This window comes from Pseudomonas caspiana (genome assembly GCF_040224095.2).
Taxonomy (GTDB): Bacteria; Pseudomonadota; Gammaproteobacteria; order Pseudomonadales; family Pseudomonadaceae; genus Aquipseudomonas; species Aquipseudomonas caspiana.
Map to the genome: position 1 here is coordinate 2,191,668 of NZ_CP167995.1, position 25,001 is coordinate 2,216,668.

At 57.3% G+C, this 25,001-nt stretch carries 21 protein-coding genes; 6 read left to right on the forward strand and 15 right to left on the reverse strand.

All coding sequences use genetic code 11. The annotated features are described in order from the left end of the window. Positions 1–38: 38 nt before the first annotated feature. The 4 genes from fetB to ABRP31_RS10095 all read right to left on the reverse strand — a co-directional run bounded on the left by fetB (position 39) and on the right by ABRP31_RS10095 (position 3,998). A complete protein-coding gene (gene fetB, locus ABRP31_RS10080; protein WP_349970892.1) occupies positions 39–833 on the reverse strand; it encodes an iron export ABC transporter permease subunit FetB in 795 nt (264 codons plus the stop codon). Next, on the reverse strand, positions 830–1,543 hold the full coding sequence (locus tag ABRP31_RS10085) for an ATP-binding cassette domain-containing protein (RefSeq protein WP_372489356.1): 714 nt from the start codon (positions 1,541–1,543) through the stop codon (positions 830–832). Before ABRP31_RS10085 ends, fetB begins: the two co-directional genes overlap by 4 nt. 76 nt (positions 1,544–1,619) lie before the next feature. After that, complete coding sequence (locus ABRP31_RS10090; protein WP_349970891.1) at positions 1,620–2,294, reverse strand: response regulator transcription factor; 675 nt, start codon at positions 2,292–2,294, stop codon at positions 1,620–1,622. Positions 2,295–2,357: 63 nt separating this feature from the next. Then, positions 2,358–3,998, reverse strand: coding sequence for a phosphoethanolamine--lipid A transferase (locus tag ABRP31_RS10095; protein ID WP_349970890.1), 1,641 nt, complete (start codon positions 3,996–3,998; stop codon positions 2,358–2,360). Between the two features lie 325 nt (positions 3,999–4,323). Between ABRP31_RS10095 and ABRP31_RS10100 the strand changes: the two genes are divergently transcribed. From ABRP31_RS10100 to ABRP31_RS10120, 5 genes are all read left to right on the forward strand, one after another. Beyond that, a complete protein-coding gene (locus tag ABRP31_RS10100; RefSeq protein ID WP_372489357.1) occupies positions 4,324–5,010 on the forward strand; it encodes a histidine phosphatase family protein in 687 nt (228 codons plus the stop codon). Next, the gene (locus ABRP31_RS10105) at positions 5,010–5,879 is read left to right on the forward strand and encodes a phosphatase PAP2 family protein (RefSeq protein ID WP_349970888.1); all 870 of its coding nucleotides are present in this window, start codon (positions 5,010–5,012) and stop codon (positions 5,877–5,879) included. Before ABRP31_RS10100 ends, ABRP31_RS10105 begins: the two co-directional genes overlap by 1 nt. Positions 5,880–5,891: 12 nt before the next feature. Further along, positions 5,892–6,641 carry a phosphatase PAP2 family protein gene (locus ABRP31_RS10110; protein WP_349970887.1) on the forward strand — a complete coding sequence of 250 codons (750 nt, stop codon included), beginning with the start codon at positions 5,892–5,894 and terminating at the stop codon, positions 6,639–6,641. Between the two features lie 11 nt (positions 6,642–6,652). Next, entirely contained in the window at positions 6,653–7,015 is a 363-nt protein-coding gene (locus ABRP31_RS10115) for a hypothetical protein (RefSeq protein WP_349971007.1), read from the forward strand. Between the two features lie 111 nt (positions 7,016–7,126). Then, a complete protein-coding gene (locus tag ABRP31_RS10120) occupies positions 7,127–8,179 on the forward strand; it encodes a hypothetical protein (protein ID WP_349970886.1) in 1,053 nt (350 codons plus the stop codon). Positions 8,180–8,257: 78 nt separating this feature from the next. Here ABRP31_RS10120 and pcp read toward each other — a convergent pair whose 3' ends face one another. The 7 genes from pcp to ABRP31_RS10155 form a co-directional block, all read right to left on the reverse strand. Then, positions 8,258–8,911: a pyroglutamyl-peptidase I gene (gene pcp / locus ABRP31_RS10125; RefSeq protein ID WP_238599547.1), complete on the reverse strand. Its 654-nt coding sequence runs from the start codon at positions 8,909–8,911 to the stop codon at positions 8,258–8,260. A 212-nt stretch (positions 8,912–9,123) separates the two neighbouring features. Continuing rightward, the gene (locus ABRP31_RS10130; RefSeq protein WP_349971006.1) at positions 9,124–11,490 is read right to left on the reverse strand and encodes a TonB-dependent siderophore receptor; all 2,367 of its coding nucleotides are present in this window, start codon (positions 11,488–11,490) and stop codon (positions 9,124–9,126) included. A 245-nt stretch (positions 11,491–11,735) separates the two neighbouring features. Continuing rightward, entirely contained in the window at positions 11,736–12,686 is a 951-nt protein-coding gene (locus tag ABRP31_RS10135; RefSeq protein ID WP_349970885.1) for a FecR domain-containing protein, read from the reverse strand. Positions 12,687–12,689: 3 nt separating this feature from the next. Next, positions 12,690–13,199: a sigma-70 family RNA polymerase sigma factor gene (locus tag ABRP31_RS10140; RefSeq protein ID WP_349970884.1), complete on the reverse strand. Its 510-nt coding sequence runs from the start codon at positions 13,197–13,199 to the stop codon at positions 12,690–12,692. Between the two features lie 264 nt (positions 13,200–13,463). Further along, positions 13,464–14,669: a sugar transporter gene (locus ABRP31_RS10145; RefSeq protein ID WP_087266092.1), complete on the reverse strand. Its 1,206-nt coding sequence runs from the start codon at positions 14,667–14,669 to the stop codon at positions 13,464–13,466. A gap of 121 nt (positions 14,670–14,790) precedes the next feature. Then, positions 14,791–16,215, reverse strand: coding sequence for a sugar porter family MFS transporter (locus tag ABRP31_RS10150; protein WP_087266090.1), 1,425 nt, complete (start codon positions 16,213–16,215; stop codon positions 14,791–14,793). A 253-nt stretch (positions 16,216–16,468) separates the two neighbouring features. Further along, positions 16,469–16,975, reverse strand: a complete 507-nt coding sequence (locus ABRP31_RS10155; protein WP_372489359.1) for a GNAT family N-acetyltransferase — start codon at positions 16,973–16,975, stop codon at positions 16,469–16,471. 254 nt (positions 16,976–17,229) lie between these two features. Between ABRP31_RS10155 and ABRP31_RS10160 the strand changes: the two genes are divergently transcribed. After that, the gene (locus ABRP31_RS10160) at positions 17,230–20,070 is read left to right on the forward strand and encodes a PAS domain-containing protein (protein ID WP_349970882.1); all 2,841 of its coding nucleotides are present in this window, start codon (positions 17,230–17,232) and stop codon (positions 20,068–20,070) included. Between the two features lie 150 nt (positions 20,071–20,220). On the opposite strand, the gene ABRP31_RS10165 is transcribed toward ABRP31_RS10160, so the two are convergent. The 4 genes from ABRP31_RS10165 to ABRP31_RS10180 are packed head-to-tail and all read right to left on the reverse strand — an operon-like array spanning position 20,221 to position 24,837. After that, positions 20,221–20,682 (reverse strand): response regulator, encoded by a 462-nt coding sequence (locus ABRP31_RS10165; protein WP_349970881.1) that lies wholly within the window; start codon positions 20,680–20,682, stop codon positions 20,221–20,223. Next, a complete protein-coding gene (locus tag ABRP31_RS10170; RefSeq protein ID WP_087266085.1) occupies positions 20,679–22,991 on the reverse strand; it encodes an ATP-binding protein in 2,313 nt (770 codons plus the stop codon). Before ABRP31_RS10170 ends, ABRP31_RS10165 begins: the two co-directional genes overlap by 4 nt. Next, positions 22,988–23,656: a response regulator transcription factor gene (locus ABRP31_RS10175; RefSeq protein ID WP_349970880.1), complete on the reverse strand. Its 669-nt coding sequence runs from the start codon at positions 23,654–23,656 to the stop codon at positions 22,988–22,990. Before ABRP31_RS10175 ends, ABRP31_RS10170 begins: the two co-directional genes overlap by 4 nt. Next, positions 23,653–24,837: a sensor histidine kinase gene (locus ABRP31_RS10180; RefSeq protein ID WP_349970879.1), complete on the reverse strand. Its 1,185-nt coding sequence runs from the start codon at positions 24,835–24,837 to the stop codon at positions 23,653–23,655. The genes ABRP31_RS10175 and ABRP31_RS10180 overlap by 4 nt, the downstream gene beginning before the upstream one ends. Positions 24,838–25,001: the final 164 nt, after the last annotated feature.

Consider the following 25,001-nt stretch of genomic DNA (forward strand, 5'->3'; position numbering starts at 1 on the left):
AGGCTGCAATGGTGCTGTGTCAGTTTGGTGCTGGCGCCTTAGACTCTATTGGTCAGCTTATGCATCATGAAGCGATGATCCGCCGAGAACAATCGGCGGTAGGTCAGCAATACCGCACACACCGTACCCAATGCCGAGGACGCGGCGATCAGGAACATGATCACGATCTGGTAACGCACGGCTTCGATGGGTGATTGTCCCGCCAGAACCTGCCCCGTCATCATGCCCGGCAAACTGACAATACCCACCACACTCATCTGATTCAGCGTCGGCGTCATGCCTGCCCGAACGGCTTGTCGTGCCGCCATTTGCGCCGCTTCCCAGCGTGAGCCGCCCAATGCCAGGATCATCTCCACGGTGCTGCGTCCCGATGACAGTTCCTGCATCATGCGCTCGATGCCCAGAGATACGCCGGTGAGAGTGTTGCCCAGGATCATTCCCAGAATCGGAATGGCGTACTGCGGTTCGTACCATGGCCGAATCTGGATGACCAGCAGCAGGCCAATCGCGGTCACCAGCCACGAGCTGCCCCATACTGAAACGATGCTGTCCACACTCCGCCCGGCATAGGTCCGCTTGCCTCGTCCGGCCGCTGAAACCCCCGCAATAAGCGTCATCAGGCACATCAGCGGCAGGACGACATACCAGTAGGCAAACTCGAATACCCAGCCGAGGATGTATCCGATAGCAAGCAGTTGAACGACCGTGCGGATCGAGGCCCAGATCAGTTGGCGTTCAAGCCCCAGTTTCATACCCAGAGACAACGCACCGTTGATCAGGATCAGGCACGCGGCGATGGCGATGTCCGCTGCGGACAAGCTTTGATAATTCATGGGTTACCCATCGCGCTAAGCACACCAGCGTGCATTTCAAGTCTGATATTGCTCATCCGCTGCGCCTGGTCGAGATCGTGTGATACCCAGATGTAGGCGCGCGTCTGCGCTGGCACATTGGTGAACCAGGTATTGACCAGTACTTCAACGTCTCGGGACGATTGAGGGTCAAGCGCGGCCGTAGGTTCGTCGAGCAGGATCACTTCGGGGTCTAGCTGAAGGGTTCGAATCAGCGCAACTACCTGTGCCTCACCTCCGGAAAGATCGTCCGCCGCTTTAAGCAGGAAGCTCTCTGGCTTTCCAGCCTGACGTAAAAGATCTTTGACCTTCTCTGCATCGAACTTCTGCTGTCTGAAGACATTCAGGCTGTAGGGGAAACGAAGGTTGTCTTCAACGCTGCCATCCATCAGCGATGGACGTTGGGCGATGTAGCAAACCCGGCTGCGGTATCCGGGGATTTGCGCGGCTACAACGGGTTGGTCGTGCCAGAGCACTTCACCTGAACCGGGCGCATCCAGTAACGCCAGTGTACGTAAGAACACACTTTTGCCTGAGCCTGACGAGCCGGTTATCGCCACTCGGTCGCCGCCGTTCAAAGTGAAATTCACGGGATGGAGCAGTGCAGTAACTCCGTTCTGACCCTGGCGACTGAGTGCACAGGCTTCGATCAGTTTGGCGCCGTGAGGGTTCGGCAAGGCAGGGGAAGACAAAGACAAACTCCAGATACATCACGTTAACGATCAAGTTTGCTGTTGCTTCGGGCTGAAACACAAGCAGCGTCGCTCCTTAGCGCGGCCCCTGCAGTTTGTAGCCCATGCCATGAACGGTATGTAACAAAGGGATATCGAACGGTTTATCGATGGTTTTGCGCAGCACATACAAGCTGGTGCGCAGGCTGTCGGAGTCAGGTGTATTGCTGCCCCAGACGGCTTGCTCGAACTCTTTGCGTTTGACCACCATCGGGCTTTTGCGCATCAACAATTCGAGAAGTACCATGTTGGTGGGGTTGAGCTTGAGCAATACTGCGCCTCGCCGGACTTCCAGCGAGTCCAGGTCATAGGTCAGGTCATGGATCTTGAGTACGTTTTTCTTCAGGCCGGTTGAGCGCCACGTGACCGCCTCTACCCGGGCATACAACTCTGAAAGCGCGAAAGGTTTGACGATGTAGTCGTCGGCGCCGACGTGGAAACCGGTCAAACGATCTTCCAGTTGATCGCGGGCAGTCAGCATCAGAACCGGAACCTGCTGCCGGGCGTCCTCGCGCAGCTTTCGACAGAGCATATTGCCGTCCATGCCGGGCAGCATCAGGTCGAGAATGATCGCGTCGAAATTGCCCGTGGTTGCCAGATGCAGCCCCGTCAATCCATCGAGCGCTCCAACGACTTCGCAGCCCTTGAGCGTGAAGTACTCTGAGACGTTGGCAAGAATATCTTTGTGGTCTTCGATAACAAGTATGCGCATCGGGCTCACATTATTGTGTGGTCCACCGGGACTGGCGTGTTTCTGTCCCGGACATGACGTTTCTTATTTGTTGGCCAATACGCCGTCGGCAGTACCGTTTCTGCAACCGGCAAACATATCCAGCGACGGGTCGTAAACGTGAGTATGCACCTTCAACAGACCCAGCATTGAATGGAACAGGTTGTCCTGGCTCAAGGACGCGTTACGGGTCTGTTGCAGGCATCCCGTATCGAGGGCAAATGACCGCTGATAGCTATCAGAAAACCAGACCATCATCGGCACATGTTTTTGTTGGTCCGGGGCGAGCATGTAAGGCGTGCCGTGCAAGAACAGGTTGTATTCGCCCAGTGACTCACCATGGTCGGAAAGGTAAATCATCGCGGTGTCTACACTGGCCTGGTTACGACGCAGGATATCTATCAGGCTGGCCAATACATGATCGGTGTAGAGCAGGGTATTGTCATAGCCGTTCACGATACTTTCCCGACTGCACTTATCCAGCGCATTGCTTTCACAGACGGGGGTGAATTTCTCAAATTCCTTCGGATATCGTTTGAAGTATTCCGGGCCGTGGCTACCCATTTGATGCAGTACCAGCACCGTGTCTTTGTCCAGGTGCTCAATGAAATTCTGCAGCTCCTGTAGCAGGATTTCATCCCTGCACTCACTGTTGGCGCACAGGCCAGGGTCTTTCAGGTTGCTGACATCCTGCAGCGTGACGCGGTCGCAGGTGCCTTTGCAGCCAGACTGGTTGTCACGCCAGATCACGTCTATTCCGGCACGCTTGAGCACATCCAGCAGACCTTCCTCGGTTTTGGCTGTGGAGGCGTCGTAGTTCTTGCGCCCCATATTGGAAAACATGCACGGTACCGACACGGCTGTTTCAGTCCCGCAGGAGTGAACGTCCGTGAAGGCGATCACGCCTTGTTCTGCTCGCATCTGCGGAGTCGTATCCCGGTTATAACCGAGGATGCCGAAGTTCTCGGCGCGGGCACTTTCACCCACGACCAATACAGTAAGAGATTTGCGTGGCCGCTCTGCCCAGGCACTGTCCCGTGTGGCGTCTTCGCCCACTTTCATAAAGGGTTTTTGTGCGGTAACGACTTGTTCACGCAGGTAACCAATCGAGGCGCCGATGTAATTACTGGGCACGACCATCAAGCGTAACTCGTGATGGTTGCGAAACAGCGATGACAATCCTTGATAGTTGAGTAATGCGACGCCGCCGATAACAGCAGCACAGCCGATACTGACCAGTGTCTTGCTGATGAGCTCGCGGGGCATCGGGCGATGGTTAATGGGTGTTTTCCACAACAGGAACGACGGCAACAGCCCGAGCAATAAAATGTAAACGAACAGTTTAGGTGAAAGTAAATCCCACACCTCAGTTGCGTTGGTCTCAGCGAAGTTTCGTAACATGCCAGCGTCGATCAGTACTCCGTAACGGCTCATGAAATAAGCAACGCCCGCGCTGATCATGAATAAGGCGATTAACAGCGGTTTAAATGTTTTACGAAACGCCAGTAACGTGAGCGTGATGTTGAACACACCAAACAACATGATGCCGAACGCCAAACGCAGCATTGCGTTATGGTCGGTGATGCTCACGAGGTGCTGCCACAGGGTGCTGTTGAATCCGAGCAACAAGAAGGCGCTGGCGAGCAGCGTCGCAACTTCTGGCCGGAGGGGTTTAATTTTAAACATGTGATTGCGCTTCACTTAATTAGGGAGGGCTCTCGGCTGGCTGAGCAGGCGTCTCCAATGGCGCAGACTCTAGGCAGGGAATCATCAAATTTTTGTGAAAAGCATGCCAATAAAAAGTGGGCGGCGGCATAGAACTTAATGCTAATTGTTAGCAACTGAACGGCGGCTGAATAACCGCTTTTTTGCGCACTGTTTGCGACTTATTTTTCACATTGTTTTCACTGCTCTCCCACGTCGCTCAATTTAGGGTGCTGCTCATTGTGCGGCGAACTTAAAGGACATAACGTCTGAGGTTGCCGTGAGGTTTTTTTGCGGGAGCGATGGCGTGAGCACTACCTTGATCAATGAAACAGTTATTCCCGTTAAAAACTCTTTCGTCTCAATGTTCAGCCGCCGTTCAGTCATCGCCATAGCAGTGACTATTTTCGCCGTGGTATTAATAACCTGGTTTTGCCGTGCCACCCCGGTTGTGGATCTAAGTGTCAATAACAACTTTAATAATTCGAAATTGTATGAGCGCTGGATTCGGGGAGATGTGGTGGTCATGGTCCGACATGCAGAACGCTGTGATCGCTCTGCCAACCCATGCCTTGGCAGTGTTGACGGGATTACTGTGAGAGGCAGTCAGGCAGCGCGTGCAGTTGGCGTCGGCTTGCAGCAAATGGGTCTTGAGAACTCTCAGACCATTGCCAGCCCGCTCACCCGCACCCGCCAGACTGCTGACTTTATTCTGGGCCGGGTCGTGCCAACTCAAAGCTGGGTCAGCGATTGTACTAGTGGTTTCAGAGACTCGGTTCTGGCACACAAAAAGCCTGCACAGAACCTGGTGCTGATTACTCACAGCGGTTGCATCGATCAGTTCGAGCGCAAGATGGGGGTGCGTGCCGGGGACCGTTCCAGTGATTACGCCCAGGCTGTGTTCGTTAACGTGGACGGTAAGCACGCTCCGAGCATCATCGGCTCAATGGACGCAACGCAGTGGAAAAACATGACCATCGGGCAGGTGAATTGATGAAGGCCTTGAGTGCTCGATCCGGTTTCTATTCCCGTTACCTGGGCTTGCCCTTGTTGTTGGCGTTGCTCACCTTTCTGGCTTTTGATCTGACGGATCTCGACCGGCTGTTCAGTAACCTGTTCTACGACCCTGCCGCAGGGGTTTTTCCCATCGGCCAAAGTCATTTTTTTGAAAAGGTGACTCACAAGTGGTCGCGGATCATTCCTGACTGGACGGGTGAGCTGGCAATCGTTGGTGCTTTGCTGTCGTTCATCTGGCCCTGCGTTGAGCGGTACCGTCAAACACTGCCTGGCCGATTGATCGCCGGCTCGCGAGTCGCAAGCCCGCTGAGGTTCCTGCAGCGCCATCGTGTGGATTTCTTTTTCGTCATCGTCGCCTTTGCGCTGAGTACCGGCCTGATTCATTACCTTAAAAGCCACACCAGTATTTATTGCCCTGTGGAAACAACGCTGTATGGCGGGAAAGAATTACATCAGGAATGGTTCGAGAACTTCACGTTCTGGCGTGAAGCGGGCGCTGGCCGTTGCTGGCCAGGAGGGCATGCCTCCAGCGCCTTCAGCCTGTTCGCCCTATATTTCGTAGCACGACGCTACCGTTGGCAGCACTCCAGGCTGTTGCTGGCTGGCGTGATTCTGTTGGGCCTCGTGTATGGCACGACGCGGGTTTTGCAGGGTTGGCACTACCTGTCACATACATTCTGGGCGGGCATTTTTGTCTGGCTGAGCACGTTCCTCGTGGCGCTGTTTTTCTATGGCCGCTCGGCATTGCAACAGCCGATCCGCATCAAATCAGAGCCTCAACTTGAACCGGCATCAATCAATCCGGCGCCTCATCACATAACAAGCACTGCATCTGTCATCCAATAACGGAACCTGTCCATGGCTATTGCACTACCACTTCGCGCATCGCGGCCTTTCAATTTTCGCCTCGCTCTTGGCATTCCGATCGTGTTGATGGGCTTGATGCTGCTGCTCGACCCGACTGCTCTGGATTTCTCCATCGCCCGGATGTTCTATGTGCCGGGAGAGGGTTTTATCGGACGTAGAAGTTACTGGCTGGAAGACATCCTGCATGACCGCGTTAAACAGGCGGTGATAGTGCTGTTTGTTCTACTGACGATTGCTTACCTGAGCAGCTGGTTTTCGTCGAAGCTCGCTGAGTGGCGTCGTCCATTGGGCTACACGGTTCTGGCGATGGCGTTGACCACTGCAATTGTTACTCCGCTCAAAGTGGTGACAGCAGTGCAATGCCCTTGGAGCCTGAGCGATTTCGGCGGCAGTGAGACTTACACGCCGCTGCTCAGCCACCGTCCGGAGACCTTGAAGCCCGGCCTCTGCTGGCCGGGCGGTCATGCGTCTACCGGTTTCTCGTTATTGGCCTTGTTCTTTGCCTTGCGTGACCGCCATCTGAAAGGGGCGCGAGTCGCCTTGGGGGTTGCTCTGGGGTTGGGGGTGATTTTATCGGTAGGCCGGATGATGCAGGGGGCTCATTTCCTTTCCCATAACATCTGGACCTTACTCTTTGACTGGGTGATTTGTGTGCTCTGCTACCGCTGGATTCTCTACCGTCCGCAAGCACAGACATCGCTCAACCCTGGCTCTATAGAAGCGGCAGGCGGGAAGGGCTGAACATGAAGCTTATGCGAGTCTCGGGTGGACGTGCCGTTGCGGCGTCGTTGTTGCTGTCTGTCGCTGTGCTGGCAGGCTGTGAAAGCACCCGCGAGCGACTGCTTGCTCAGGGGTATCCCGCGCCCTATGCCAGTGGCTTTGAAGACGGCTGCGGCAGTGGTCGGCAAGCTGCCGGAGCCCTCGGCGAGTTTCGCAAGAACGTGTCCGTCTACCTGGAGGATCGCAAGTACGCCACGGGCTGGGATGATGGCTTCCGCCAGTGTCAGGCCAGTACCACCAGCGACTTCCAGCGCCATGTCGGCATCGACAGCCAGGCCGACCGGGACTGGCAGCACAGTAAGGACCAGGCGTGGAGCAGAGCGATCAGGCATTGAGGTCTCGCACGTAGAAAGGCTTGCGCGAGCGCGATCCTGATATTCGACAGAGTGATGGCTATTAAGTATCGTGCGCGCTTTTCCATGCCTGTCTGTATCAAGGATGAAACCATGCTGACGCCTCGTTTCCGTTTCTTTCGCTCCTTCGCGACGCTCGCATTGCTACCCGCCGTGCTGGCGGGCTGCAGTTTTCATGGCACCTACCCTGACGCCACAGCGCCTGATGCCGCCAGATTGCGATTCGTCGCCAACACCGAAAATGCCACGCTGGATTACTTCGACGGCGAGCATTGCACGGGGCAGAACACCGGGTTGCTTAATAATCTGTTCTCACGCGACACCGACCGCCGGGTGGGCATGAGCTTCGCGCCGCCCGCGGATGCGAAGGGCTATCTGGAGGTCAAGCTCGCGCCAGGCAAAGAGGCATACCTGCGGGTCAATACACTGGGTAGTTATTCGGTCTGTGGGGCGAGCTTCAATGTGATCCCCGAAGCCAATGCCGAGTATGAACTGACTTTCAAATCCATAGGCAGGCAGTGCTCTACGCTGCTGGAGCAAGTTAAAAGCGTCGGTGGCAAGGTGGTTCGCACGCCCGTGATGCTGGAAGACAAAGGTTTGCCCGCTTGTGACGGTAGTGGGCCTCTGTTCCCGAAAGCTTTCGCGCAGACTCCTCTGCGGGCGCAGTTGATTGAGCAGATCATGGATAACGCGACACCTGCGGCCATGAAGGACGATCCCGCGTATGCGAAGCGTCCACCCGTTGGTGAGCAGAAGCTCGATGAGATGATCGCGGAACGCAAGGCCAGGCTTGGCTTTGTCATGCCGGACGATTACTGGACGCTTTACCGGGCAAACCTTGTCGCTTTCCAGGACGAAACCATCAGCAATGGTCCCAAGGCCTTGCAGCGCTATGACAGCGAATACCGGCGTCGGCTGCAGTACGTAAATGACCAGCAACTGGAAATGTGGGCAGAGCCTCAGGACAAATCAGGCAGACCCGCCAATGCCGCCGCTAACGCGCAGTACACGTCCATGCTGACGTACTATCTCAAGTCGCAAAGAGCACTGTTGGTCGAGGCAATCAATCATCATCTTGAGCGCATGGCAAAAATGGATGAGCAGTACGGTGTGTGTAAGCGTTTTCCGGACTGCTGGAAGCGGTGACGCCGTCGGATTGCCGCGCACAATTGCGATATCGGCAGCGTTTTCGCAACGCTGCCGTTTATTCCCCTTATCACCCACTCAGTGCAACGCCCCCGCACTGACCGCCACATCCTCCTTCACATCCAGTGCGGTGAGCACCATTTGCCGCAGGGCTGCGGTGACTTGCTCGGCGCTCATGCTGGGCGTTCCGGGAAAACGTGCCGCTTGTTGCGGCAAGTAGGGGATGTGCACAAAACCTGCGCGGACCATCGAGGAGTAGTCGCGCAGTAAGTGCATCAGGCCGTAGAACACGTGATTGCAGACAAACGTCCCGGCGGTTTGCGACACGCTGGCCGGGATACCGTTCTCGCGCAAAGCCAGCAACATGGCTTTGAGTGGAAGCGTAGAAAAATATGCCGCCGGGGCGTGTTCAACCACTGCGGTGTCGATGGGTTGCTGACCGGCGTTGTCCGCGATACGCGCATCATCCAGATTGATCGCCACGCGTTCCAGCGAGATATCCATGCGTCCACCCGCCTGACCTACAGCAATGACCAGCGAAGGGCGCAGGGCTTGTAGCGTCTGCTCAAGCACCTTCAGTGATCGTTGGAAAACACAGGGCAGTTGCCGGCTGACGATGTGGTAGCCAGGCGCAATCTCAACGCCATCCAGTGCCTTCACCGCTTCCCAGGCAGGGTTGATTGTTTCGCCGTCGAAGGGTTCGAAGCCGGTCAACAGAACAGTTTTGCTCACAGGGATTCCTTGGTCGGCGATTGAGGGAAACAGCGACTGTATCACTTCAATGTTTGGTGACCCCAGCGGCATTCAGGATTTCCATGGCCGGGCAACGTGCTGGTGAGCTTTATCAGCGTTTACACCAACACGTTCGAGCTACGTTTGGCGAGACCGGCGTCAACAAAATCCCGGTCAAGCGCCTCCCAGTGCAGAAGGCGATCGTTCACGTATTACCAGGAATACTTCACGCTGCTAAGCAGGGTACGACGCAGGCCTGGATAGCATTCGTAGGAGTCATCACACGTGGCGACGTATTTCTCATCAAGCAGGTTTTGCGCATTAAGCGACACGGTCACGTTCTTGTTGACGGGGTAACTCACGCCCGCATCAAACAGTGTGTAGTTGTCGATGTGGAAGGTGTTGGCGTTGTCGCCATACAACACACCTGTGTAACGGGCACCACCCCCGAGCATCAGGCCGTTGAGCATACTGTCGCGGAAGGTGTAGCTCAGCCAGGTTGAGGCCATGTGTTTAGGCACATTGGCGGGACGATTGCCTTCGTCGCCCCGGTTGCTCTTGGTGATCTCGGCGTTGGTGTAGGTATAAGCCGCGATCAGGTCCCAGTTCTGGTCCAGCTTGGCTCTGATTTCCGCTTCGATACCCCGCGATTGCTGCTCACCGGTCGCGACCGAAAAGCCGGTGCTGACGCCGTTGACCAGTTCGGCGGTCAACACGTTGGTCTTGGTCAGGTCGTAGGCCGCCAGGGTCATCAGGATGGCGTCGCTTGGCTGGTATTTCACCCCGACTTCCCACTGGTGCGCCTCGCTGGAATCGAAGCCTCTACTGCTGCTGTCCAGACCGGTATTGGGTGCGAAGGATTCGGCGTAGCTGACGTACGGCGCGAGGCCGAATTCCGTGACATAAGTCAGACCCAGGCGACCGGTGAACGCGTTGTCCTTCTGGTTGGATGAGCCGTTGATATTGGCATGGTTGTCCAGATCGTTACGCACGTAGTCATAGCGACCGCCTGCAGTGAGGATCCAGTGATCGTCAAACTTGATCTGATCTTGAACGTAAGCACCGATCTGTTCGATGTTCTGGTCGTAGTTGATCGAGTTGATGCTGTTGGCTTGTGTTGGCCGGGTAACGGGCTGGCCATAAATCGGGTTGTAGATGTTCAGGTTCGGCCCCTGAATACGCCACCGGGTAATGTCGGCTTCCTGCCAGGTGTAATCGACGCCCATCAGCAGCTTGTGGCTTAGCGACCCGGTGTCGAAGTCCGCCTGCAACTGGTTGTCCAGAGCAAAGGTGTTCATGTGCTGATCGAAGCGATCGGCCCCGCGAATCGTTTCGCCGGTGGTGGTATCGACGCTGAACGGCAGCAGGTTCTGGAAGATCACATCCACCTGACCGTAGCGTGCGTTCTGGCGAAACTCCCACGTGTCGTCGAGGCGATGGCGGAACTCGTAGCCGAAGCTGTATTGATCCTGATTCAGATGGTTGAAGCTGTGGTCGCCCATCAATGTGTTGGTCGTGTGACCGTTCGGCGTGCTGTAGGCAAACAGCGATCCACCGTTGCGGTCCTGCATGAAATCGCTGAGCAGGGTCAGGCTGGTGTCTTCGTTCGGCGCCCAGGTGAAGGATGGCGCGATGTACAGATGGTCATCTTTCAACTCGTGCCCATCGGCGTAATCCACCTGAGTGTTGGCATCACGCACCGAACCGACCACGCGATAGAGCAAGTGTTGTTCGTCATCCAGTGCGCCGCCGAGATCGAACTGACCCTGGCGACGATCATTATTGCCTGCCGATAACTGCACTTCGTTGACGTGGTTGGCTTCAGGCTTTTTGCTGACGCGGTTGATGATGCCGCCCGCGTCGCCTTGGCCGAACAGGGTTGAAGAGGGGCCTTTGACGACGTCGATACGGTCATAGCCATAAGGGTCGCTGCGGAAAAACGCGTAGCTGTTGTTCTGTTGACGCAGGCCGTTGAGATAGTCGCTGGTGGACTGGCCGTTGAAGCCGCGAATGAACAGCCAGTCAAAACCCTTAGGGTCCAGGCCGTAGCCTTCGACTTTTACGCCGGGTACATAGCGCAGTGCTTCGGTTACCGTTTGAGCGCCCTGGTCCTGTATCTGCTTGCGCGTGACAACTGAGATCGATTGCGGCACTTCGATAATCGGCGTATCGGTTTTGGTCCCCGCAGCAGTCCGGGTAGCCACGTAGCTGTCCACAGGACCTGCTGCAGTTTCAGCGGCCCTGCCGGAAATACTGGTCGCCTCCAGTTGCACGGTTGAGGCGTCGCCGATCACCGGCACCAGCGAGTAGCTGCCGTTTGCGTGAGGCAATGCCTGCAGCTTGCTGCCGACCAGCAGTTGCCGCAGACCTGCCGCCACGGTGTAGCGGCCATGCAATCCAGGAGATGTTTTGCCCCGGGCTACACCGGGTTCGAAGGAAACGGTTACGCCCGCAGTGGCGGCAAACTGCTCCAGTGCCGAGCTGACCGAGCCTGCCGGAATGTTGAACTCAGTTTCAGGGCTGGTCTGGGCCCAGGCGGGCGCTGCGGTCATCACGGCCGTAGACGTCACCCCCAGCATGATGCTGAACAATGCAAGGTGGACAGCCCGCGCCAATACTCTGGGCGGCGTCTGGATTGACGGGGTGTTGATTCGAGAGATTCCAGTAATTGGCGTGCGCGCTGACATGCGGGTTCCTTTTCGTCCTGTTGCGATGATGGAGGCGTCTGTTGCGCCTCTATCTACAAAGTCGAACGAGAACAGGAATCAACAACCCCGTGACCGATATTTTTTTATGTCGTGGCGTTGTTCGCCTGCGACGGGTCTCAAACGGGCTCAACGCTCGCCCAGTAGCGAGTGAAATGACGAATGCGGACCGGTAGGGTAGTGGTCAGATTTTCCAGGACGGTATCGGTGTTGCCCAGATGAAAAGCGCCCGAGATTCGCAAGGCTGCGATAGCCGGATCGCAGCCCAGATGGCCGCTTCGATAACGCTGCAGCTCGGCAATGAAATCCCCCAGCCGCCAGTCATTGACTACCAACATGCCACGGGTCCACGCGTCGGCCTGCAGGTCTGCCGACTGCAGCGCGCCGAGCCCGGTGTCGCTGAAACTCAATTGCTGGCCAGTGTCCACGCGTACCGCCTCAGTGGAGCTCGCGCGACGCACCTCTACTGCATGCTCCAGCACGCAAACCCGGGTTTGCCTGCCTTCTTGCCGGACGATAAAACGGGTGCCGAGGGCTCGGATGCTACCTTCATGGGTGTGCACGATAAACGGCCGGGCCAGAGTATCCCGGGCGGTTTCGATGAGGATCTCGCCGCCAAGCAGGCTTAGCTCCCGTAACTGCGCACTGTAGTGAATATCCACGGCCGTAGCGGTGTTCAGTTGCAACTGGCTGCCATCGTCCAGGCGCACACGTCGACGTTCTCCAGCGCCGGTCCGCTGATCAGCCATCAGGTTTGGCAATGGAGTGGTTTGCCAGGCAACTCCACCCGCGGCACTTGCGGCCAGCAGAATCGACAGGACTTTGAGCACGTCACGCCGTTTGGCGCGGGCCCGGTTCAATGTCGGTCGTGCGATGCCGGGGGTGACCAGGTCAAATTTTTCCTGCAATCGCCCCAGCCGTTCCCAGGCTTGCTGATGGCTGGGGTCACACTCAAGCCAGCTACGATGAGCCTCACGAGTAGCGTCGTTCAGTTCCTCGCAATGCAGGTCTACATACCAGCGAGCGGCGGCTTCAAGGGTAGCGCGGTCAGGCGAACGAGCGACGACCACGTCTTAATCCTCGACCGACAGCAGGCAATGAGTCAGCGCGCGAGCGGCATGCTTTTTCACTGTATTCACCGAGACCTTCAATTGCCGACTGATCTCTACGTAGCTCAGGCCGTCCAACTGCGCCATGAGGAAGATCTCACGGGTGCGGCTGCCGAGACCATCCAGCAGGCGATCGATTTCCACCAGTGTTTCGATGATCAGCAAGCGGGTTTCGGGTGAGATATCGAGCAGTTCCGGACGCGCAGCGAGGGTTTCCAGGTAGGCCTGCTCCAGCGCCCGACGCCGGAAACTGTCGATCATCAGGCTGCGCGCTACGGTGCTCAGATAGGCACGAGGCTCTCGCAACTCCGGCCCTTTACGTTGGGTCAGGACCCGAATAAAAGTGTCCTGGGCCAAGTCCGCAGCATGATCGACACAGCCAAGACGCTTGCGCAGCCACGCGCAAAGCCAGCGATGGTGATCCACATACAGCGTATGCACCGCTTGTTGCAGCGACGGGTCGGCGGAGGACATGGTGGGAACCCGAAATCAATTAATTGGTAATGACTCTCATTTTCATAGTTGTAACGAGGTTTGGCAAGCCCGGCCTGTGTTTAGGAGACAAGGCCGCCCTGGAGGGCGGGCCAGTTGCGAGACGCAGCGTTGGAGGCTTCGAAAAAGATGAAAATATCCGGACCTTGCGCGAGCTGACGGCGGGAGGCGCTTTCGCTTTTTGTTCGGCCCCCCAGTGGTTACCACCGAGCGGCTCAAACAGGCGTTCGTCGATGCGTGCCAGGTTTAGTGCATGATCTCCACATTGCCTGGCAACGGCTCCGCATCGCCATAACGTTTGCTGGTCACCCGGCTTATGACCAGTGCGCAAAGGGCCAGGAAACCGCCGACAAATCCGACCCATGCCGACCCCAGGTGATGCACCACGATGCTGCCCAGCAAGGCACCGGCGCCGATGCCGACGTTGTAGATAGCCGAGTGCATGGCGGACGCTACGTCGGTGGCGTCCGGTGCCAGCTGGATCACTTGTGACTGCATCAGAATCCCGAAGCACAACATGGCCAGGCCCCATAGCGCGAACACTACGACCAGTGTGTAAACACTCCAGGACGCCCAGAGCATCAGGGTCAGACAAATGCACAGTGAGCCGATGGCCAGCGTGGTCAAGTGGTTCGCGAAGCGGGTGTACAGCGCGTTGAAAAAGATTGACCCCATCAAACCGGCCAGACCGAAGAGCAACAACATCCAGGTGGTCGTCTGTTCGCTGAAACCCGCTACCGACTGCACAAAGGCTTCGATATAGGTGTAGGCAGTGAAGTTGGCCGTCACCACCAACGCCGTCACGCAATAAAGCGAAACCAGCGCCGGGCGTTTGAACAGAATCGGCAGGCTTTTCAGGCTGCCGCTGTTTTGACTGGGAAGCAGTGGCAGCTTCTTGGCCAGCAGAAACCAGATCAGGGCGGCGACTACGGCGATGGTCGCAAATGTCGCGCGCCAGCCCATGCTTTCACCGAGTACCCGGCCGATAGGGATCCCCAGCACCATTGCCAGAGAAGCGCCCATCGCCAGCAGGCTCAAAGCCCGTGCCCGATTGCCACCTGGTGCCAATCGAACCGCAAGCGAAGCGGTGACCGACCAGAATACGGCGTGCGCCAGCGCGATACCGATCCGGCTGATAACCACCAGTGTGAAGTTGGGGGCCAGACTGAGCGCGATATGGCTCACGATCAAGGTGCCAATGGCCACCTTGAGTAGTAGTCGTCGCTCCACGTTGCGAGTCAGCAACATCATCGGCAGTGACATGAGTGAAACGGTCCAGGCATAGACCGTAAGCATCGGGCCGACTTGAGCGGCGGTCATGTCGAAGCTGCTGCCGATGGCAAACAGCAGACCCACCGGAGCAAACTCGGTGGTGATGAAGATGAAAGCCGCTACTGCCAGTGCGCCTACACTGATCCAGCTGGTCTGTTGGGTGTCGGCAGAGGTACTCATGAATCCTCGCAAAAAAATTGGCGGACGCTTGAGCGTTCGAGCGTCCGCCGGGTGTATTTCCGAGCTACCGGGCCCTTTGGGCCTGCAAGCTCCCGCGATTAGAGCAGCAGGCCTGAGGCGTTTACAGCTCTTTTTTCATGTGCTTCTCGATTTGCTCCAGCGATTTGCCTTTGGTTTCCGGCAAACAGAAGAACACGAACAGTAAAGAGCCAACGTTGATAACGGCGAAGACGAAAAACGTAGGGTTGCCCAGCGTGTCCAGCGCCATCGGGAACAGGAATGCGACTGCGGCGTTGAACAGCCATTGCATCGACACCGCCGTGCCAGTCAGCAGACCGCGAATCTGCGAAGGGAACAGCTCAGACATGAGCAGCCAATAGACCGGCGAAATGCACATTTGCATGAACAGCAGGAACAGCAGGATGCAGGCAAGGGCTGCATAACTCTGGGTCAGATTCTGCGGCATGAACTGCAACACGCAGCCCAGTGCGACCTGCGCCAGAATGACCGCGACCAGTCCGGCCATCAGTAAATGCCGACGCCCATAACGGCCGATGGCCCAGATGCCAAGCAAGGTGGCGATCACCGAAACGACACCGTTACCGATGGTCGCCGTCAGGGCTGCGTTGGTGCCCATGCCGGTCGTCTTGAGGATAATCGGCGTGTAGTACATGAAGGCGTTCACGCCAGTGAACTGGGCGGTGAAACCCAGGCCGATGCCGATCAGCAGAAGTTTGATTACCCAGCTCTGACGCAACAATTCGGAGAGAGGCGGACGCTTGCGGGCGTGCTCTTTCTGCGACTTCATCTCCTCGACTTCGCGCTTTGCCTCCTCAGGCGTATCGCGCAGCTTTTCCAGCACATCCTGCGCATCATCAAAGCGCCCTTTGGCGGCCAGCCAATGCGGGGAGGGCGGGACAAAGAAGGTGCCGATCAGCAGTAACAGGCCAGGCAGCATGGCGATGGCCAGCATGTAGCGCCAGATATGCGATGAACTCAGCAATGCCGCCATCAACGCGCTGAGAACGTAGGCCAGCAATTGCCCGCTAACGATCATCAATTCGTTACGACTGACCAGTCGGCCACGTTTTTTCGGACCGGCAATTTCCGCAATGAACACCGGGACCGTGGCTGAGCCGCCACCGACGGCGATGCCGAGGAGAAAACGTGCAGCAACCATGAACGGAATCGACGGCGCGATGGCGGTACCCAGGGCGCCGGCAATGAACAGCAGAGACAGCAAGCGCAGTGTCACGCGTCGACCGAAACGGTCAGACAAATAACCGCTGGCCAGTGAGCCGAACGCTGCGCCGACAATCAGCGAGGACGTGATCAGTCCTTCAGTGAAGGCATTGAGCCCCAGTCCACCCTGATCAACGGGAAGCGTCATGAAGGGCAGCGCACCGGCGATGATGCCCGTGTCATAGCCGAACGCCAGAGCGCCCATAGTGGCGACGAGTACCGAGATAAATACCAACCTGCGAGCCGAAACCCGTTGCCCGTCTTTATCGCTATGCACAGGGGCAGAGGTAGTGTTTGAGGACATGAACTGCAAATCCTTGGATTGAACGATGGGGCGGCCGGGAAGGGGGATCCGGTGCTTCTTTGGCTTATCGGGACGACGCCCTGCCAGACCGCTGGCTTGAAGGCTTAGGGGATGGCCAGTCGGGCGAGTTCCGTAAAAACCTGAAACATATTGAATGAAGGGTTAATCGTTTCAGCGTCAGGGATTGCCGGGCGAGTCTCTGGATACCATTAATTGCACTGGTTTCGCCCGGAAGATAAGCCAGGAGCTCCGTTCACGGACGAATACGCGCCATGGTCAGCGCATCGCTGAACTGACCATCGCGCACGGCATAGTCGCGCAGCAGCCCTTCGGTTTCGAAGCCCAGCTTCTCGTAAAGAATCACCGCTGCCTGATTGTCCGAATAAACCGTCAACTCGACGCGGCGCAGTTTCATCCAGTTATCGGCGATATCCAGTAACGCGCTCAAAAGCTGTTTACCGATCCCCCGGCCTTGCCAGTCTTGGGCGACGGCCATACCAATCGAGCCGCAATGGCTGCGACGAATACGGGAAAATTGCTCGAGAGAACCTTGCCCAACGACAGTCCCTTCGTGCAAAGCCACGAGACTGACCAAGCGTTCATTGCTGGCGTCCAGGCGTTTGCGCCAGATGTCAGGGGATTGAAAAGGCATTTGCAGCACCTGCCGGGCGACTGCGGGTACGTTGTACAGCGCAGTGACACCTTCGGCGTGTGCCTCGGTAAAACGCTCGAGAACGATGGCTGAGGACGGGGCGCGCATTGGCATTCATTCCTTAAGTGCGGGTGCGGCCCGTCAGTATATGGCAGCCTTGTGTCGCAACGCTTGTGTGAGTCGGGGCAGAGCGCGCAGAACGATCTGGCGTCTCGGGAGTCAATCGGTGTGCGACAAGTGATCGCACGCACAAACGTTTCGTGCTGGTTGCCACTTGTTCGCTAGCACTCCAGAATCAGCGGTCATGTTCCGCTGATGCGGCCGATCATCCTCGTCTTGTGACGCCCCAGTAGTAAATGCCCATGCCTTCTCTCATCAGCCCGGCTTCACGCATCCTCCCCGGCGGAGAGACGGGCGCTGCCATTCGATCCATCGATTGGTCTGCGACCCCCCTTGGACCCATGGAACAGTGGCCTGCGACCATTCGCTCGACCTTGAGCGTGATGCTCAACTCGCCGGAAAGCCTTTATCTGATCTGGGGCAAGGATCTCAACTTCTTCTTCAACGATGCTTACCGGCCTATTCTCGGCCCACGACTGGACGGTGCTTTGGGGCAAAGCATAACCACGCTATGGGCCGACGCATGGGAACAGGTGCGACCACTGGTGGAGTTGGCGTTCGCTGGCCAGGCCAGCCGCTATGAAAACCAGCCCATCAGCATGGCTCGGTATGGGGTAGAGGAGCAGACCTGGTGGACATTCTCGTTTTCGCCGGTTTACGACGAGCGTGAAGAGTCTGTATTGGGCGTGCTCTGCCATACCGTCGAAACGACGCATTCAGTGCGTGTAGACCAGCAACTCCAATCCAGCGATGAACGTTATCGCGCACTGTTCAGTAGTATTGATATCGGCTTTTGCGTACTCGAAGTTTCGTATGCAGATGATGCGCTGTCGGACTGTCATTTCGTTGAGGTAAATGCTGCTTTTGAGGGCATGACTGAACTCAAACAGCGGATCGTTCATGGCATGCGGGACATCGCCGAAGGTCGCCCGGTGCCATGGTTTGAAGCCTATGCGCAAGTGGTGTTGAGTGGCGACCCGATAGGGTTCAATGCGCCTGCCGTCGCCTTGGGCAGGCGCTGGTATGAAATTTACGCCTACAAAGTCGATGAGTATGCCGATAACCGAATTGCGATGCTGTTCAAGGACGTGACTGAGGCCCGGCGTATCGAGTCGTCATTACGTGATACCGAAGAATTCAACAGTCGCGTACTGGCCAGCAGCAACGATTGCATCAAGGTCATCGACCTGGAAGGCAAGCTGTCGTTCATGAGCGAAGGCGGCATGCGTGTCATGGAAATAGGTGATTTCAATGCCGTGCGTGGTTGCCCGTGGCCAGACTTCTGGCAGGATCAAGGGCATCTTGACGCCAAGGCTGCCATCGCCAATGCCAAAGCAGGACTGGCAGGTCGCTTTCAGGGATTTGCCAACACCTATATGGGCACCCCGAAGTGGTGGGATGTACAGGTTACGCCGATGTTCGATGCGGCAGGTGCTGTGGAAAAAATCCTCTGTATTTCCCGCGATATCACTGCAACCCGCGCTGCCGAAGAAAATCTGCGCAAGCTCAATGCCACGCTGGAAGAGCGGGTCGAGGCCCGCACGCAGGATCGTGACCGGATCTGGCGGTTGTCTACGGACCTGATGCTGATCGCCGGTTTCGCTGGCGATATCGTCGCGGTCAATCCTGCGTGGACGCAGGTGCTGGGCTGGTCCGACGACGAACTGGTGGGCAAGTCGTTCCTGGATTTTCTGCACCCTGAAGACGATGTGATCACGGCTGCCGCTGCTGCCGATTTGTCTCGAGGCATCAGCTTCTCCAGTTTCGAGAATCGCTATTTGCACAAAGACGGTTCATATCGCTGGATAGCCTGGGCGGCAGTGCCGGATCAGTCCTACATCCATGCCGTAGGTCGCGATGTACAGGTTGAGCGTGAGGCTGCCGAAACCTTGCGCCGCACAGAAGCTGCACTACGCCAGTCGCAAAAGATGGAAGCCGTTGGGCAATTGACCGGTGGCGTGGCTCACGACTTCAATAACCTGATGACCGTGGTCAAGGCATCAACGGATTTACTCAAGCGTAATCTGGATGAGGAGCGACGTCGCCGCTACATCGACGCCATTTCCGATGCAGTTGACAGGGCGAGCAAATTGACCGGGCAATTGCTGGCGTTCTCCCGCCAACAAACCCTGCGTCCTGAAGTTTTTGAGGTAGGCAAGAGCGTTCGGGCTATTGGCGAGATGATCGGTTCGCTGACCGGAGCGCGGATCAAGGTGCTGGTCGAGCTTCCTGCGCAGCCGTGCTATATCAATGCCGATGCCGGGCAGTTCGATACGGCGCTGATTAACATGGCGGTCAACGCACGGGATGCCATGAACGGTGAGGGCACGCTGAGAATCTTTGTCGAGCCAGTACAGCAAATTCCTGCGCGCCGCACCCATGCCGAGCTAGTCGGTGATTATGTGGCGGTGTCGCTGATTGATACTGGATCGGGGATTGCGCCAGACCAACTGGACCGAATTTTTGATCCGTTCTTCACCACCAAAGACGTTGGCAAAGGCACGGGACTTGGGTTATCTCAGGTGTTTGGCTTTGCCAAACAGTCTGGCGGCGAAGTCGTGGTGGAAAGTGAGTTAGGCAAAGGCAGCCAGTTCACGCTCTACCTGCCGCGATCAGTGGCCACGTCGAGTGCCGAATATGCCGCGATGGAGGTGGAGCTTCAAACCAGTGGTGAGGGTGCCTGCTTGCTGGTGGTTGAGGACAATCCTGCGATCGGTGAGTTTTCCAGCCAGACGTTGCGGGAGTTGGGGTACGACATCCACTGGGCCAGGAATGCAGTTGATGCTCTGGCGGTATTGGCGGAACGAGCCGATACCTTCGACGCAGTGTTTTCCGATGTTGTGATGCCGGGTATGAATGGCGTAGAGCTGGCTCTTGAAGTGCAGCGTTTGTACCCGAAGCTGCCTATCGTTTTGACCAGTGGTTACAGTCCTGCTTTGGCTCAGGGTAATTCCCAGGGATTTACCTTCCTGCAGAAGCCCTATTCGGTTGAAGCACTGGCCCGACTGCTGCGTAATGAGATCAGCGCACGTGTAACACCGACTGTTTCCGGCACTGCCCAAGGCAGTGAGCGCCAAGCCTGAGCAAACTGCAATCTGGACGCTGTCGTTACCTGCGATAAAACCGCAGTCCGTACTCAGCGCAGTCGTGTGGACATCCTCGAAGGTAATGAGGCCAGCGATGGCCCAGCTCCAGATAAAACGCTATCTCTGCCTCACGTTGCTTGTGGGCTTCTACAGATTTGCTCCACGTCGCTGCTGCAGGAACTCAATCTGCTCCGCTGGCAGCAACTGCCGCAAGCTTTTGTAGAGGACACGGGTTTCGAGCAGGTTCCAGACCCGGAGCATGGTTTCCAGGGCATCCAGTGGTTTGCTGACGAAGTCCCTTGCACCTAATGCCAATGCGCGTATTCGGGTGTCACGGGTCGCATCGGCGGTCAGCACCAGAACAGGCAGGTACTCATGGGGCGAGATACGTCGACCCAGTTGTTCGAGCACCGCAAAACCATCGAATTCAGGCATGTGCAGGTCGAGAATCACCAGATCCGGCTCGAAGCTGTTGAACAGTTCAAGCGTGTGAGTCGGCTGAGTAGTGCTCAGGACGTTAAGCAGTCCTTCGCGGGCCAGTAACTGTTCCATCAGCTCCAGGTTGGCCCGCTGGTCGTCGATCAGCAGAATACGTAGATCTTGGGTCATAAAGGCTCCGTGAGGAACTGGTCAATCTGGTCGTAAAACATCCGGACATTGATCGGCTTGATCAGGATGGCCGTCGCGCCCGCCTCGCGCAGTATGCGATGGGTTATCGATGTGGCATCGGCGGTCATCATCAGGATCGGGGTATGTGCAGTTTGCGCCGCATTACGCAGGCGTCGCAGGACTTTGATGCCGGAAATATCGGGCAGGTTGATGTCCAGCAAAATCAGGTCGGGCGTGTGTCGAGTCGCCAGATCCAGCCCCATCTGCCCTTGCATGCTTGAAAGCAGCTGGATGCCTGGTCGTCGCTGCAGCAGGGTTTCAATCAGCGTCAGACTGGCCAGATTGTCTTCGATACACAGTACGCTGGCCCGATACCCGTCAGCCGATTTCTCTGGTTCATCTATTACCGTGTCTGGCTTCAAAGCTGGCACTGCGGTGTCTGACCGAATGATGGTATGTGGCAGACTCAGCGTGAAACGGCAGCCTGCATCTGTTGCGCTCAGTACATCAAGGCTACCGTCCATCATTTCCAGGAGGTTCTTGCTTAGCGCCAGTCCCAGACCGGTGCCCTCGACCTTATGGTCTGCGTTCAGACGCTCAAACGGCCGGAACAGCTTGTGCAACTGATCCTTGGCGATGCCTGGCCCTGTGTCTGACACCGTTACCGTGACCTGTTGCTCGTTTCGCGCAACCTGAATAGCGACTTCTCCCTCTGGACGATTGTATTTGATGGCATTGGACAGCAGGTTCAGCAGCACCTGCATCAAGCGCTGTCGGTCGGCAATCACACCTTCTTCGTGGCGGATCATCGGCAGGGGAGCGATGCGAATTCGCGCTTCACTGGCCATGGGGGCGACGAGGGCGAGGGCTTCCTGCAATGCGGTGTTCAGAGCTATGGGTTCCAGATTGACCGGCAGGTGCCCTGATTCGATGCGGGTAATGTCGAGCACCTCGTTGATTAGCGTCAGTAAATGCTGACCAGCCCTCAGGATGTGTCCGATTTGCTGACGCTGAGCTGGCTGAGGATCGATCTCCAGCAATTGCGCAAAGCCAAGAATGGCGTTCAAGGGGGTACGCAGTTCATGGCTCATGCGCGACAGGAATTCACTCTTGGCGCGGCTGGCGCGTTCGGCCTCTTCCCGGGCTGCGCTCAAAGCGATTTCGGCCGCATGGCGATCGCTGATATCGCGTGTCACCTTGGAAAATCCCCGCAAGGTGCCACTGCTGTCGTACTGGGCGCTGATGACCACGCTGGCCCAGAACCGGCTGCCATCCTTGCGGCGTCGCCAGGCTTCTTCCATGAAATAGCCTTTGCTTCGGGCTTCTCGTAACGCCATTTCCGGGCGTTGAGGGCACTGTTCCGGCAAATAGAAAACCGAAAACGGCTGGCCGACGATTTCTTGTTCGCTGTAGCCCTTGATCCGCTCCGCGCCGACGTTCCATGAGGTGACTCGACCGTTGGCATCAAGGGCGAAAATACCGTAGTCCTTGACTGCATCAATGATCAGACGCAAGCGTTCTTCGTTATCGCGCAGTGCTCCTTCGCGTTGGGCCAACAAGTGCGCGGCTTCCACCAGACGTGTGCCCAGCTGACCAATTTCGTCCTGCTCCGGTGGTTGCGGCAACAGCGGATGACCCAAGGCCAGCCGCTGCGCATTACGCTTCACATGCTCGACGCGGCTGACGATACCCCTGGACAACAACAGCATTGCCGCAATGGCGGCAAACACCCCGCAGCACGCGGCCAGCAAGGTGGCGAACACCAGTCGCTCACGGGTTTCTGCGGCGGCGGCAGTGCGTTCAGCCAGCAATGTGGCTTCGCGGTCGCGCATAGCGCTGATCTGTTCGCGCAGGGTGTCGAGCACTTGTTTGTTGTTGATCAGGATCGTGGTGACCTGCGCCGGGTCCTTGCCGTTGCCCTCGCGCAGTTTTGCCAAGGCCCCGAGCTTGATCCTGATCAGCGGGGTCATGAGTTGCAGCCGGTCGCGGATTTCCGGATCGCGAACATTGTTATCCAGGCGTTTCAGGGCTGCGTCGATCAAAGGTCTTGCGTTGTTATAGGCGGGCAGGAAGTCTTCACGGCCGGTCAGCAAATACCCTCGCTCGCCTGCGGCGGCCTCAGCGAGCAGCGTATGAACAGTCTGGATGTCGCCCTGTACCAACAGAACCCGGCGAACATCCTCTTCTGCTCGTGCGGTCTGTCTTTCTGCAAGGTAAATCAACACCAACGATGACAGCAGGATCACGAGCGGCAGTGCGATCGCCACCAGCGCCTTGCCCCGTAGCGGTAGATTTGACCAGCGACTCATGTCCAGTTTCCGTCAGGCTGTGCAACCAGTCCGAGCGCTATGCCGCGCACCGCCGCCTGGGTCCGGTCAGAGGCATCGAGTTTGCTGATCACGCGCTCGACATGGGCTTTGACGGTTCCGGTGGCAATACCCAGCTTCTCGCCGATTTCCCGATTGCTGAACCCTCCAGCGACCAACCCCAGGACTTGACGCTCACGTTCGGTCAGACTTTCCCGTGGCGTTACCCCCGAGGTGCGGCGGGTGGCGATGCGCCTAAGCAGACGTGCGCTCATCGCGCTGTTCAGTGCGTCCTCTCCGGCAGCAACGCGGCGCAAGGCATCCATGACTTCCTCGCGACTTGCATCTTTCAGGAGATAGCCGACAGCTCCGGCGGCCATTGCTGCCTCAAGGTGATCCGGACTGTCGTCCATGGTAAACATCACCACTTTGACTTCAGGCATTCGCTGTTGGAGCAGGCGGGCGGCACTGAGGCCGTTAAGGATGGGCATGCGGACGTCGAGAATGGCGATATCAGGACGCAAACGCTCACATAACTCCAGCGCCTCTTGACCGTCGCCACCCTGGCCAACCACTTCGAACTCCGGATGGCCGGCCAGCAGTGACAGGAACCCGGCGCGCGTCACCTCATGATCATCTGCCATGACCAGTCGTAATGGTGTGCTCATGTGCGTACCTCAGAGGAAGTCAGCGGGACAACAGCGCTCAGGCGTGTGCCTTTGCCCGGGTAGCTGACGCAGTCGAAACGTCCCCCGACCAGATGGGTGCGCTCCTGCATGGCCGTGAGTCCCAGCCCGTCTGTAGAGCCGGGTTGTGAAGGGGGGCGGGCAGCGAATCCCCGGCCGAGGTCTTCAATCACGACGGATACCTGCGATTCCCCCATTTGCAAGGCAAGCCGGACGCTACATGGGCCTGCATGCTTGAGGATGTTGTTGATGCCTTCCTGTGCAATGCGGAACAGGGTGATTTCAATCACGTCGGGCAATCGCTCGGCATACCGGGCCGTCCATTGCACGGCATAGCCCGCCTCGCGTAGGCGGTCGGCCTCTTTGTCAATCGCCTGAACCAGACCGAAGTCATCCAGTACAACAGGGCGCAAGCCACCGATGACTTGTCGGCCTTCACCCACGCAACGTTGCGCCAGTTGCAGGATGGTGGAGAGCTCATGACTCAGCTGATCCGGAAGGTCTGGGCAGCGACTCGCAAAGCCCTGCAAGCGTTGGTGCAGCCCGGCCAGGGTTTGTGCCAGCCCGTCGTGGAGGTCGTAGGCCACCCGCTTGCGCTCGTCTTCCTGAGCGTTGAACAAGCGATGAACCAGTTCGGACATTGCTCGCTCACGAGCCGACAGCGTATCAAGCAGGCGACTGTTTTCCAGGTGCGCGGCCAGTAACGTCGCCAGCAATTGAAGTGACTGCAGATCTTCGGTGTCGGGTGCTGCGATGTTCGCGTTATTGGCCAATAGCAGGGCAGCAAACGGTTCGCCATCTGCATTCAGCAGGGGCAAATGCAGCAGGCAATGGATCTGGGCGCAGGGCTGGACACGCCATTCGGGTACCAGGATTGTTCGGTCAAGAAGCGATGTCAGCGTTTCAAAACGCTGTGGGTTGCCATGGGTGGCGCTGATTGCTGCTGCCGAACCGTCTTCCCATTCAAGCAAGACCCCTTGGTCCATGGCCAGAAATGCACAGGCTCGCTGCAAGGCTCGTTGGCGCATGGCCGTCGGCGACAGCCGTGTGAGTTCCTGGCCGGTCTCCACGAGCAGTCGCAAACGCGCTGCACGGCTTTCCCATTGGCGGTATTGACTGCGCAGGTTCAATGCGCTGGCCGAATCATCGGGGGGCTTGTGCATGTACTGCTCCAACACAGGGGCCGGATCCATTCGGCAAAAAGTGGGGCTATTAGACCCGTTTCCGGTGCAGTGTCGCTATCTGCCAAATGGCATAGGCAAATAGCTCCAGTCGGCCGATGGCCGGATATTCGTGACGCGGCACAGTAGCTCCACCAAAAGCCGAT